16 protein-coding genes are annotated in these 11745 nt (G+C 62.7%); all 16 read right to left on the bottom strand.

Translation table 11 applies throughout. The features are described from left to right. Positions 1 to 65: 65 nt before the first annotated feature. Complete coding sequence (gene tolA / locus G6N78_RS09960) at positions 66 to 1199, bottom strand: cell envelope integrity protein TolA (protein ID WP_165217920.1); 1134 nt, start codon at positions 1197 to 1199, stop codon at positions 66 to 68. Positions 1200 to 1208: 9 nt separating this feature from the next. Further along, on the bottom strand, positions 1209 to 1667 hold the full coding sequence (gene tolR / locus G6N78_RS09955) for a protein TolR (protein WP_165217918.1): 459 nt from the start codon (positions 1665 to 1667) through the stop codon (positions 1209 to 1211). A 27-nt stretch (positions 1668 to 1694) separates the two neighbouring features. Continuing rightward, a complete protein-coding gene (gene tolQ / locus G6N78_RS09950) occupies positions 1695 to 2414 on the bottom strand; it encodes a protein TolQ (protein WP_165217916.1) in 720 nt (239 codons plus the stop codon). Positions 2415 to 2650: 236 nt separating this feature from the next. Further along, complete coding sequence (locus G6N78_RS09945) at positions 2651 to 4324, bottom strand: CRTAC1 family protein (protein ID WP_165217914.1); 1674 nt, start codon at positions 4322 to 4324, stop codon at positions 2651 to 2653. Then, positions 4321 to 5742, bottom strand: coding sequence for a cytochrome c family protein (locus G6N78_RS09940; protein WP_165217912.1), 1422 nt, complete (start codon positions 5740 to 5742; stop codon positions 4321 to 4323). The genes G6N78_RS09945 and G6N78_RS09940 overlap by 4 nt, the downstream gene beginning before the upstream one ends. A 57-nt stretch (positions 5743 to 5799) precedes the next feature. Continuing rightward, positions 5800 to 6243 (bottom strand): tol-pal system-associated acyl-CoA thioesterase, encoded by a 444-nt coding sequence (gene ybgC, locus G6N78_RS09935; protein ID WP_165217910.1) that lies wholly within the window; start codon positions 6241 to 6243, stop codon positions 5800 to 5802. 108 nt (positions 6244 to 6351) lie between these two features. Then, positions 6352 to 6570 (bottom strand): hypervirulence associated TUDOR domain-containing protein, encoded by a 219-nt coding sequence (locus G6N78_RS09930; protein WP_165217908.1) that lies wholly within the window; start codon positions 6568 to 6570, stop codon positions 6352 to 6354. Between the two features lie 55 nt (positions 6571 to 6625). Next, positions 6626 to 7141, bottom strand: coding sequence for an NUDIX hydrolase (locus G6N78_RS09925; protein WP_165217906.1), 516 nt, complete (start codon positions 7139 to 7141; stop codon positions 6626 to 6628). 1 nt (position 7142) lies between these two features. Next, positions 7143 to 8039 carry a metallophosphoesterase gene (locus G6N78_RS09920; RefSeq protein WP_165217905.1) on the bottom strand — a complete coding sequence of 299 codons (897 nt, stop codon included), beginning with the start codon at positions 8037 to 8039 and terminating at the stop codon, positions 7143 to 7145. Beyond that, entirely contained in the window at positions 8040 to 9080 is a 1041-nt protein-coding gene (gene ruvB, locus G6N78_RS09915; RefSeq protein WP_165217904.1) for a Holliday junction branch migration DNA helicase RuvB, read from the bottom strand. Continuing rightward, positions 9077 to 9475, bottom strand: coding sequence for a type II toxin-antitoxin system VapC family toxin (locus G6N78_RS09910; RefSeq protein WP_165217903.1), 399 nt, complete (start codon positions 9473 to 9475; stop codon positions 9077 to 9079). The genes ruvB and G6N78_RS09910 overlap by 4 nt, the downstream gene beginning before the upstream one ends. After that, entirely contained in the window at positions 9472 to 9732 is a 261-nt protein-coding gene (locus tag G6N78_RS09905; RefSeq protein WP_165217902.1) for an AbrB/MazE/SpoVT family DNA-binding domain-containing protein, read from the bottom strand. Before G6N78_RS09905 ends, G6N78_RS09910 begins: the two co-directional genes overlap by 4 nt. Positions 9733 to 9787: 55 nt before the next feature. Continuing rightward, positions 9788 to 10405 carry a Holliday junction branch migration protein RuvA gene (ruvA, locus tag G6N78_RS09900; protein WP_165217901.1) on the bottom strand — a complete coding sequence of 206 codons (618 nt, stop codon included), beginning with the start codon at positions 10403 to 10405 and terminating at the stop codon, positions 9788 to 9790. Positions 10406 to 10422: 17 nt separating this feature from the next. After that, complete coding sequence (locus G6N78_RS09895; RefSeq protein ID WP_165217899.1) at positions 10423 to 10839, bottom strand: type II toxin-antitoxin system VapC family toxin; 417 nt, start codon at positions 10837 to 10839, stop codon at positions 10423 to 10425. 2 nt (positions 10840 to 10841) lie between these two features. Then, entirely contained in the window at positions 10842 to 11093 is a 252-nt protein-coding gene (locus G6N78_RS09890; protein ID WP_165217897.1) for an AbrB/MazE/SpoVT family DNA-binding domain-containing protein, read from the bottom strand. A gap of 57 nt (positions 11094 to 11150) precedes the next feature. Continuing rightward, positions 11151 to 11663: a crossover junction endodeoxyribonuclease RuvC gene (gene ruvC, locus G6N78_RS09885; protein WP_165217895.1), complete on the bottom strand. Its 513-nt coding sequence runs from the start codon at positions 11661 to 11663 to the stop codon at positions 11151 to 11153. Positions 11664 to 11745 lie beyond the last annotated feature (82 nt).

The raw sequence follows: 11745 nt of genomic DNA, 5'->3' as shown, positions 1-11745 counted from the left end.
TTGCACGGATATTGAGGCGAGGCTTTCGGATCGGACAGTTTTTCATCGTTCCAAAACCTGCCAGCTTAAAGAGCGAATTCGGACGGATCGAAGTTCAGGACGAGAACATTCCATCCTTTTTCGCCCTCATATTTCTCGGGCGGCAAATTCTTCAATGGGGCGGACTTCAGAAGCGCGCGGCGGGTGCTGCTTTCGACCGCCCGGCGCGTTCCCTCCGGCCCGCCGGTCGCGGTCACTTCCGGCTGGCCGACGATGTTGCCGGCCTGGTCGAGCTGGACGCGGATCTTGACACGCACTTCCTGCACGCCGGTCAGACCCGCCACCAGCGACCAGTTGCCCTGGATCTGGCCCTTGACGGAATCGATCTCGGTCGCGCTGAGGCCGACGCCGATGGTCTTCTTGTCGCCGCGTGAGGCCACTTCCGTCGAGCGCTTGGCGCCGCCGCCAGCCGATTCCTGCTTGTTGAGCAGCGCCGCAATCTCGTTCGCATTGAAATCGCTCTGCTGCGAGGAGGTGGCCTTTGCGACCTCCTGCTTCTTGTCCGACACCTTCTTGTCCGGGGTCTTCTCGGCAGCCTTCGTATCCGGTTTCTGTTCGGCCGGCTTTTCCGCAGGCTTCGCTTCCTGCGGCTTCGGCGGCTCCGGCTTCGGGCGGGCAGCGGGTATCGGCGCCGCATCGGGAAGCGGGATTTCCTCGGCCTGTTTCTCGACGGGCTTGGGTTCCGGCTGCGGTTCGGGTTTCGGCGTCGGCGGCGTGATCTCCGGCTTCGGCTGCGGAAGGGCTGCGACCTCCTGCGGCTTCTCGACCGTCTCTTCCGGCGCGATCTCCTTCACCTGGTTGTTTTCGTTGGTCGGGTTGGGAAGCGGCTTCTCGACCTTGGGAGGGGCCGCCGCAACCTCGGTCTCGACCGGACGTTTGGCAGGCGTCGGCGGGTTCTTTAGATCGACATCGTTGTCGCCGGCATGCTCGGCGTTTTCGACGACCTTCTGGTTCTTGGTTTCCTTCGGCGCCGGCTTTTCCGTCTTGGGCGCGGTCTCTTCGCCCTTCTGCGTCTGGGTGATCGACTCGACGGGAACGATATCGACGGGCAGTGCATCCACCGGCGCGACCTCGAACGAGGCCGGCGCGCTGAGGGACAGAAGCGCCCAGCTCAGCACGAGCGTATGCATAACCAGCGATGTGCCGAGACTAGTCTTCATGTCGACCCGTCAGTTCTGCGTTTCCTGCAGCGTCACAAGACCGATATTCTTGAAGCCCGCTGCAGAGATGCGCGCCATGACCTTCATGACAACGCCATAGGCGGCAGCCGTATCGCCGCGCACATAGATACGTTCATTGTAGCCGGTCGTGGCGATGGCCTCGAGCTTCGGCACCACTTCTTCCAGCGCGATCGGGGTTTCCTGCAGATAGATCTGGCCTTCCGGATTGACGGAGACCGTGATCGGCTGCGTGTCGGAATTCATCGCCTTCGCCTGCGTTTCCGGCAGGTCGATCGGCACGCCGACCGTCATCATCGGGGCGGCGACCATGAAGATGATCAGAAGCACGAGCATGACATCGACGAGTGGCGTGACGTTGATTTCGCTGATCGCTCCGCCCCGGCCACGGCCGCCACGACGGCGCCTGCCGCCGCCCGAGCCCTTCGATCCTCCTGCAGACATACCCATGTTACGCTCTCCTGGATCCGGACGGGGTTACTGGGCCGCCTGACGCGGCTGCAGCTTCTCGTCGATCTGGCGCGACAGGATGGCCGAGAACTCGTCGGCAAATCCTTCCATGCGCGACGACAGCTTGCCGGCATCGCCCATGAACTTGTTGTAGGCCATGACGGCGGGAATGGCCGCGACGAGACCGATGGCGGTTGCCAGAAGCGCTTCGGCGATACCGGGCGCCACGACGGCAAGGTTGGTCGATTTCGAGCCGGCAATCGCCTGGAACGACGTCATGATACCGACGACGGTACCGAAGAGACCGATGAAGGGGCCGGCAGAACCGATGGTGGCGAGCGACGGAAGCCGCGCCTCGTAATGTTCGCTTTCCCGGGCAATCGTCACGTCCATCGCACGGTCGATGCGCATCTGCAGGCCGATCGGCGAACGCGCGCCGCGCTCAAAGCTTTTCTTCCACTCGCGCATGGCGGCAACGAAGATCGCCGCAAGACCGGTGTTCTGCCGCTCGGCCAGCGTGCGGTAGAGTTCCTCCAGCGACTGGCCCGACCAGAAAACCTGCTCGAACTGGTCGAACTGGCGCTTTGCCTTGGCAAAGGTCATGTATTTGTCGATCACGATCGCCCAGGTCCAGACCGATGCGCCGATCAACCCGATCATGACGAGCTTGACGATCAAGCCGGCCTGCATGAAGAGAGACCAGAGGCTCACCGAGCTTGCCGCAGCTGCCAAATCCGCGTGTTCCATCTACCCACTACCCCGAATCAAATTACCCGGCACGTACCAATACGGACCGGTTCGCCAGTTCTCATCCAGAAGACGCGACTTGCGCAGAATTGCCCGTTTGCCTGAGATTTCAGCCTGCTTCTGACCGTTAAATTTGGTCAAAGGAAGGCGTGCACCGCACAAACGCTATGGCAGTCAGTAAGACAATATTATGGTTAAGGATGTGTTGACGCGGCAGCCGGCAATCGCCTCGATCTCTATTGCCGGCTTGCCACCGCAGGCTCTCCATCCAGCGGCAGCCAGTACTTCGCCGCCGTCGCACCCCGTTCGATGACGACATGGTTATTGGCAAAGATCCGGTAGGGCTGGCTCCACTCGCCATCCGGCCACTGCACCCGAACGACCGCCCGTTCGTTGACCCCGAGACCGAGATGAACGAAGCCCGCCTGGCCGGATGCATGACCGCCGCCGACCGAGACGGTGCGGGTGATGGTGCGCGTTCCGATCCGGATATTGATCTTCGCCCCGACGCCGAACGGGTTCACCGTGCCATTGTCGAGCGCGATCTTCGTCCAGTTGCCGAGCGGCCGGTGGCCCCAATCCGTGCGGGCGCCGAGATTGCGCATCAGGCTGACGGGTGCCATGCGGTTGACGATTACCATGTCCAGCATACCGTCATTGTTGAAGTCATCGACGGCCGCACCGCGGCTGCGGGCACGATCCGCAAGTCCGGCCTCCAGCCCCTCCTCGTGAAAGAGGCCGTTGAAATCGCCGAGCAGCAGGTTGTTCGGGTCCTCTGAGGCAAACTCCGGCATGGCCTCCACATTGCCCTTGGCGATGAAGAGATCGATGTTGGTGTCGTTGTTGATGTCGGCGAACTGCGCGTGCCAGCCGGTGGAGGGTTTGACGTCGGCGCCGGTATAGGGGCGGTGGGCGGTGGCCTGCCGCTCGAACGCGATGTCGCGGTAGGTCGGCCGATCCTCCTCCGCATCATCGTCCAGCGTCTGCAGCTTCGTGTCGCCCATCGAAGTCAGCGCGTAATCGGGACGGCCATCGCCATTGATGTCCGTTTCCGCAATGCCCATGCCCCAGATGGTCAAGGCCTTCCAACCCTGCCCTGCCGAATAGAGCTTTGGTGCACGCGCCGCCGGAACGGACCACAACTGCTCCTGCCCGCCGCGATAATACTGGCGGTCATTGGTGATGCGCAGATCCCGCTCGCCGGTATTGTTCCAGTCGGTGAACAGCATGGAGAGCGCGCAGTAACCCGGCTCAAGCGACAGAGGGTCGCCGTAATCGGCAACCTCGCCCGCGCGCGGGCGCATCAACACGTTCGGTGCACAGGTTCCAAAGGGTGTGCCGGGGGCCGACCGATCGACATAATTGCCGAAAGCAAGCGTCGGAAACCGCTGCTCCGGCTCCCAGGTCGCCGCAAAGGCCGTGGTCCACTCCCGCCCGCCTTCGAAGGAGAGGCTGCGATTGGCCTTTTCGAACCGGCACTCCCCCCTGCCGCGCAGCACGAGGTTTTCCCCGAGCCGCAGCACGACGAGATCGAGGATGCGGTCATTGTCGATATCGAGCGGATAGGCGCCGAGCACCTTTTCCAGGTCCTTCGGATCGATCCCGGCATCGGTCCTTTCGAAGCGCAACGCCCCGCCGGTGGGGGAATGGTTGACGTAGAAGGCTGCCGCACTGCTGCCGCCGGCCAGAAACAGATCCGGTTTCCGGTCGCCATTGCAGTCGAAGCTCGCGACCCCGCCGCCGACGAAATATTCCCAGGGGCCGGTATAGCGATGATCGATCCCGGCGGATGCCGCCTCTTCCTGGAAGTGCGGCACGTCCATCAGAAAGGGTGCCTTTTCGTCAGCCGCAGCCGGCAGAGGGGACAGCCCGAAGGCGATGGCAATGAGAAGAGGGGACAAGAACTTCATGGTCCGATCACCAGGGTCTTGAGGAAAGCGATGATGGCCTGGCGGTCGGTCTCTTCCGCCGCCTGATAGGCGTCGCTGGCCGTCCGGCCGGCCCCGCCATGCGCGCGGATGATCTCGTCCAGCGTCGTCATGTCGTTGCGATGACCATAGGGCGGCGTCGAGGCGACACCCCAGAGTTCCGCCGTCATGAAGATGTTGCGATCGACGAAACGCTGCGCCATCAGCTCGTTGCCGAGCGTCTCGCGACCGCCATCCGTCATCACATGCCGCTTCAGGTCACCGAAGAGCGGCACCAGAACCTCACCCTTCTCGTTGCGCGGCAAGGTTTTTGCCCATCCAAACAGGTTGAGATCGTAGATGGCGGGCTCGCGCACCTGCCGGTCGTTCAGCGTGCCCGCCACATCGAAGGGCCCCGGATCGGCGAAACTGAGCGAGGAGAGCGGCAGGCTCGGCTTGTGGCAGACGGCACAGCCCAGCGTCTCGAAGGTCTTTGCGCCGCGCGCCGCCATCTCTTTCCATCGGGCATTCTCGGGCGCCGCTTGCCGTGGCGCGTAAAGGGTCGCCTGCCAGGCGACGAGCGCCGAGACATCACCGTCGGAGATCTCGTCGGGCTTCTCGTCGCCATCGAAATCCAGCGTGCCGGTCCAGCGGGCGCCAAACCGTTCGCGGGCCTCCATGCCATGATGATGGTTCAGCGCATTGACCGTGAACTGCCGCAGCGAGGTCATCACACCCTTCTGGCTGAAGGGACGGATGACGAGATCCATATCGATGCCGTCGAGTTCGCGCATATCCACCATGCCGTCCGGCGAGACGGTGAGGAAACCGTAGTCGATGCCCTTGGAGACAAGCCGCACGCGCACCGTTTCGCCCCGCCGCGCCGCCTCGCTTCTGGCCTCGGACCGTTGCCGGTGCAGATCCTCTGTGATCTCGCGCGCCAGAAGTTCGACGAGGCCGGCCCCGAACAGGGAATTCGTACCGCGTTCATTGGAAAACTGCGGATCGGTGGAATCGAAATCCGCGCTCTCGAACCCCTCCGAGACGAAGACATTGGTGACGAATTCGCCGGCGCCACCCGGAAAAGGCAGGTTGTGGCAGCCGGAACAGCCATTGGCATCCATGCCGGCGGTGCGGGAAAATTCACCGGCGGCGGGCGGATGCTTGCGGCGGGTCGGCACGATGGCCTGCGTGGCAAAGGGGCGTCCATTGCCGTCAAGGCTGGTGAACCGCGCCGCAAACAGCTTTTCGCCAAGCGCGGTCAGACGCGCCAGTTGTGCGGCATCGAGAAGGCCCGAAACCTCGGACCCCGCCTGCCCGATCTCCGGCGTTCGCTCCTCCCACGGCTCGGCAGAAAGAACCGGGTTGCCAGCCAGTGCACACACCACGACGGCAACCGCGCGACAGAAAGCGTGCGGCATGAAAAATCCTCCCCGCACCTTTGATACATCAGGCAGGGCGCACTGTCAGCCGTCTGTTCAACCAGCGAGGAAGGAGGTCGCGATGGTGTCCGGCAGGCGCCGCGGACGGCCGTGCTTGTTGATGACGGCGATGATGACCTTCGCGGCGATCAGCAGGGTCTCGCCGCGGCGGATCTCCTGCGTCAGCACCATCTTCGCGCCGCCCGCCTTTTCCGTGCGGGTCAGGACGGTGAGGATATCATCCATGCGGGCCGGCGCCTTGAAGTCGATCTCCATGCGGTGCACGACAAAAACGAGCCCTTCGTCATCGACCGATAGAAGCGCGCTCTGCTCGCAGCCGAGACACCGAAGGTAATCCGTGCGGCCCCGCTCCAGGAAATGCAGGTAGCGGGCATGGTAGACGAGGCCGGAGAAATCCGTGTCCTCGTAATAGACCCGCTGAACGAGGCGGTGGCCGCCGTCGATAAGGTCACCGGACAGGGAAACGGTAAGATCCGACATGAGGTACGCCACCATCATCTGACATCAGAAACAGGCGTCACGCCCGCGCCCCTGTCATACTGACCGCGAAGCCTGTGGCAAGTCTTCTTGCGGTTCCGAGGCGAGCCTTCAGCCCGACTTGTGCACCTCGGACGCGCTTTTCAGCACTCGATCGCCATCCTCCTGTTTGATCAAATAGGCGGGCTCCTTCTCATCCGCCTTGCGCTTGATCTTCTTCCCCTTGATCGTGCGGGTCACATCCTCGGTGAAGGTATCCGTCACGGTACCCTCCGCGGTGCCGCGTCCCCAGGACCAGGCAACATCATCGCCCTTGTTGATCTTGCTCATCGATCGTCTCCTCTGGTTTCAGGAGACAAACGGCATCAGGTGAATGGCGTTCCCGTCAACGGGGCGGCTTCGCATCCAGGTCGCGGTCGTCCCAGACGAGATGGCGCAGCGCGGGAGGCAGCGCCTCGATCTCTCCGGCGATAAAATAGGGCGGGATATCGAGGGCATTGAGAGCGGCGGTCGTCGCTTCCACCCATTTGAACTCGAGGTCGTTGTCGCCATCCTGCACCCGGTGGATGATGGTGTCGGACGCAAACGGAAAGCTGACGGGGATCTGCATCAGGTAATAGAGGCCGAGTTCGTGCCAGTCGCGACCCTCGTAACGGAAGAAGTTCTCCACCATCCAGAGCAGCCGCTCCACCTGCACCTCGACGCCGAGTTCCTCCACCATTTCCCGCTTCAGCGTCTCTTCCGAAGTCTCGCCGATCTCCGCGCCGCCGCCCGGAAAGGTCCAGAAGCTCTCATGCGTCGCGCGGTGCACCAGAACGTGACCATTGCGGAAACCGAGCCCGGCGATCCGCATCTGAAACGTCCGCTTTGGTTTCGTCTTGATGCGGATGCGGGTGCCCATGTCATGCTCCGAGTTCGATCAGCAGGATTTCTGGCCAGTTGCCGATCCGCATCGGCAGCGAGGAGCAGCCGAGCCCGCGCGAGACGATGAGGTCGCCCTCCGCCTTGCGGAACAGGCCCGCCGGATAAAGCGCCGAGCCGTAGGAAGCATTGATCGGCCGCCAGCCGAACAGATTGACCTGCCCGCCATGCGTATGCCCCGACAGGGTCAGGCTGATCCGCGGATCGGGGTTGAGAAAGACGTCCGGCTCGTGCGCCATCATGATCACCGGCGCGTCGTCGGTTACCTGCGAGAGCGTGCCGGTCAGATCATCGACGCCGGTGTCATAACCGTGCCCGTACCGTGCGAGCAGAGCGATCTGGTCCCCCAGGCCGGCGAGCCAGAAGGCACGACCATCCTTTTCCAGCCGGAGCGCCCGGTTAACGAGAACGGAGACACCCGCCGCCTGCAGCGCCTGGATGACGACCGGCTCTCGGGACGGGTCACGCTGGAAGGCGATGTCGGACCAGTAATCGTGATTGCCGAGTACGGCATGCACGCCAAGCGGTGCGCTGAGTTCGCCAAGCGGCTTCGACCACTCCTCCATCGCCAGAGGCTCGGCCAGCTTGTGCATGCCGGGCATGTAATCCCCGAGCAGCAGGACCATGTCGGCATCAAGGCCTTGCGCCTGGGCGCAGATGCTGGCGACACGCCGCCCATCCATCCACGGGCGACACGCATGGATGTCGGCGATCACGCAGATCTTCAGGGAAAGACCCGGCGTCCAGCGTTTAGGCGTCAACCGATAGGTCTCGATGCGCGGCTTTGCAAAGGCTTCGAGAAACGGGAAGGCGACCGTGCCGACAGCCGCGACAAAACCGCCGGCGAGCAGCTTGATGAGAGAACGGCGTGTAAGCACTCAGTCGTCCTCGCTGAACAGACGGAATTGCGCCGCCTCCAGTTCCTTCGGCGGCTGCAGGCCGAGATGCCGCCAGGCGGTTGCCGTGAGCACCCGCCCGCGCGGCGTGCGCTGGATGAACCCCTGCTGGATCATGTAGGGCTCGATGATATCCTCGATCGCATCGCGCGGTTCCGACAGGCCCGCGGCAATCGTCTCAATGCCCACCGGCCCTCCGCCGAAATTGACGGCGATCATGCTGAGGTAACGCTTGTCCAACTGGTCGAGGCCGGCATGGTCCACATGCAGGCGGGTCAGCGCCTCGTCGGCGATCTCCTTCGTCACGGCCTCGGCACGCGCCACCTCGGCAAAATCGCGCACGCGGCGCAACAGCCGGCCGGCAATGCGCGGCGTTCCACGCGCGCGGCGGGCAATCTCGCGCGCGCCGGCATCGGTCATGCCGAGCCCCATCAGCCGCGCCCCGCGCCGCACGATCAGTTCCAGTTCATCGACCGTATAGAAATTGAGCCGCACCGGAATGCCGAACCGATCGCGCAGCGGCGTCGTCAGAAGGCCGAGACGCGTGGTGGCGGCGACCAGGGTGAACTTCGACAGGTCGATCTTCACCGAGCGGGCCGCAGGCCCCTCGCCGATGATGAGATCGAGCTGGAAATCCTCCATGGCGGGATAGAGGATTTCCTCCACCGCCGGGTTCAGCCGGTGGATTTCGTCGATGAACAGCACGTCGCGCTCTTCGAGATTGGTGAGAAGCGCCGCCAGATCCCCGGCCTTGGCAATCACCGGACCGGAGGTGGAGCGGAAATTGACGCCGAGTTCCTTGGCCATGATCTGCGCCAGCGTCGTCTTGCCGAGACCGGGAGGACCGACGAACAGCACGTGATCCAGCGCCTCGCCGCGGTTCTTCGCCGCTTCGATGAAGACCTTCAGATTGGCGCGTGCCTCCGCCTGGCCGGTGAACTCGTCCAGCGTCTGCGGGCGCAACGCCGCATCGAGGTCTTCGCCCTTCTTTTCCGGCGACAGGATGGGATTGGGTAAGGTCATGCGAGCAGTTCCATGCCGGGGACTCGCTCCGCGGCTTTTTTGTCCAGCGTCATGGTGGTCCGGCATCCTAGCTCCCGGTTCTTGAGAGCGATGTAAATGTCTGCAAATTCCTCGGTCGAACGATCCATTTCATCGAGGGCCAGTTCAATGACGCTCTCGTCTTCCATGACAAGGTTGTCCGAATCAAGAAGTCCGGACAGGATCAGCTTCAGCTCCTCCCGCGACATCTTGAGACGCCGGCGCGCGGTCCAGACGAATTCGAGCAGGACCGCGCTGTTGATGAAACCCGGCTCTTCGACTGTCAGGCCTTCCACCCACTGGATAACAAGCCTGGACTGCGTTTCGTCATCCTGGCAGGTCAAGCGCAAGAGAATATTCGTGTCGATGCCGATCATTCGCTGCGCATCACGTGGTCCGACACCGCGTCCCCGACAGCATCGTCCATCTCCCCGAGCGTCAGAGGCGCCATACCGGGACGATGCAAAATGCCAGCCAGATCGCGCAGGCGCTTGTTTTTCGCCTTCAGGCTCACCTTGCCATCCTGAACGACATAGCGGATCCGGTCACCCGGCTTCAGCTTCAACAATTCCCGCACTTCGGCAGGCACGGTGGTCTGCCCCTTCGAGGTCATCGTTCCGTAAAAGACATTCATAACGGATCTCCTTACTTTTTTAGAATAGTAAGGAATTGTGTCTTGCGCAAGGAATTCACCGCGAAAGCTCCTTCAAGCCCAGCCGGATCAGCTTGGCGCTATCGGCCCCCTCGCCAGCGGTCTTCAGCGCCGCCGCAACCGCATTGGCGGCCTGGTCGCGCGAATAGCCGAGATTGGTGAGCGCCGAGACCGCATCGGCAACCGGCGCCGCAGCCACACCCTCGCCCAGTTCCTGTTTCAGGCCGATGGTGCCACTCGCCTCGCCCGCGAAGGCCGGGGCGCGGTTCTTCAGCTCGGTCACGATGCGCGTGGCGACCTTCGGGCCGACACCGGGCGCGCGGGAGACCGCCGCACGGTCCTGCAGCGCGATCGCATTGGCGAGTTCCGACGGCGTCAGCGTCGAAAGTACGGCAAGGGCCACCTTCGCGCCGACCCCCTGCACGCTCTGCAGCAGGTTGAACCATTCCCGCTCCAAGGCACTCATGAAGCCGAAGAGCTTCAGCTGGTCCTCCCGCACATAGGTTTCGATGAAGAGGATGACCGCCTCTCCCACCGAGCCGATGCGCGACAGCGTGCGCGACGAGCAATGGGCGACGTAACAGACGCCATGCACATCCACCAGAACATAGTCCTCACCGATCTCGTCGATGGTGCCTTTGAGTTTGCCGATCATGGAAAGAGGTCCAAGGGTTAAAGCGGATGGGTTTCGGGAGAGATCAGGGGCACGTCGGGGAAGTAGGCTCGGTAACCTTTCGGATCGCGCGTCAGGATTGCGTATCCGCCGATCGCGGCATGCGCTCCGATCAGGAAGTCAGGCAGGACGCGATCCTTCGATCCACCCGCTGCACGGTAAACACGAAAGGCGGCACCGGCAGCGAATGCCGCGGACCATGGCAGGCTCTCACGATGAAACTCGTCCGGCGGCAGGAGCCGATCCACCTCATCGATATCCCGGTAGCGAACAGAGAACTCGGCATAGATAATCGGGTTGATGACAAGCGGTTCGCGCCCAGCAAGCTTCATGAGACGGCTTCGCGACCAGCCGTACCAGGCAGGATCCCGAACGGCCAGATCCACCAGCACATTCGTATCAACCAGAACCGCCACGACTATCGGTCCCGCGTCAGACGCATCAGGGCATCTGCATCGATATCCTGCGCGCCAGTCCCTTCAAGCCGGTCGAGGGTCTCGATGAACCGGGCAAGTCGGTCACGTTCTGCCTCGGGGTGAACCATCTGCTTGGGGGCAAGCGTCAGCCTACCATTTTCAATCGCGAATACGACCTCGGAATTGGGCGCAATGCCCACCATTTCGCGCAGATCACGGGGTATCGTTACTTGACCTTTAGACGTCACACGCATTGACGGGCTCCCTTTCCAGTAAGAAATATCCTTACCATGAGAACAAGTCAAGAACATCTATGCCGAAGCCAGCACCTGGCGCATGCGGTGGCCGCCGCGATTGTGGGCGTGGCAGATGGCGATGGCGAGCGCATCGGCGGCGTCGTTGCCCTTGAATTCCGCCTTAGGCATCAGGATCTTCAGCATCATGTGGATCTGCTGCTTTTCGCCGTGGCCGACGCCGATGACCGCCTTTTTGACGGCATTCGGCGCATATTCGGCTACCGGAAGCCCCGCACGCGCCGGCACCAACATCACCACGCCACGCGCCTGGCCAAGCTTCAGCGTCGCAACCGCATCCTTGTTGACGAACGTCTGCTCCACCGCCGCCTCGTCCGGCTGGTAGGCATGCACCACCTCCGCCAGGCCATCGTGCAACTGGCAGAGGCGCGAGGCGAGATCCATGTCGCCGTCCGAGGTCACCGTGCCCGACGCGACGAACTTGAGGCTGTTGCCCAGCGTCTCGATGATGCCCCAGCCGGTGCGGCGCAGGCCGGGATCGATGCCGATGATCCGAATCGTGTTGCTCATGTCCGCAATCCTACTCCGTTTGCCGGCATCCGGGCCAGCAGCGATGTGAACAAAAACGAAACAAAGCCGGAGGAATATTAAC

Origin of the sequence: Allorhizobium pseudoryzae (genome assembly GCF_011046245.1) — a bacterium.
GTDB classification, from domain to species: domain Bacteria; phylum Pseudomonadota; class Alphaproteobacteria; order Rhizobiales; family Rhizobiaceae; genus Neorhizobium; species Neorhizobium pseudoryzae.
The sequence above is the reverse complement of the archived record's forward strand: the minus strand, read 5'-3'. Positions and strand labels throughout refer to the sequence as shown.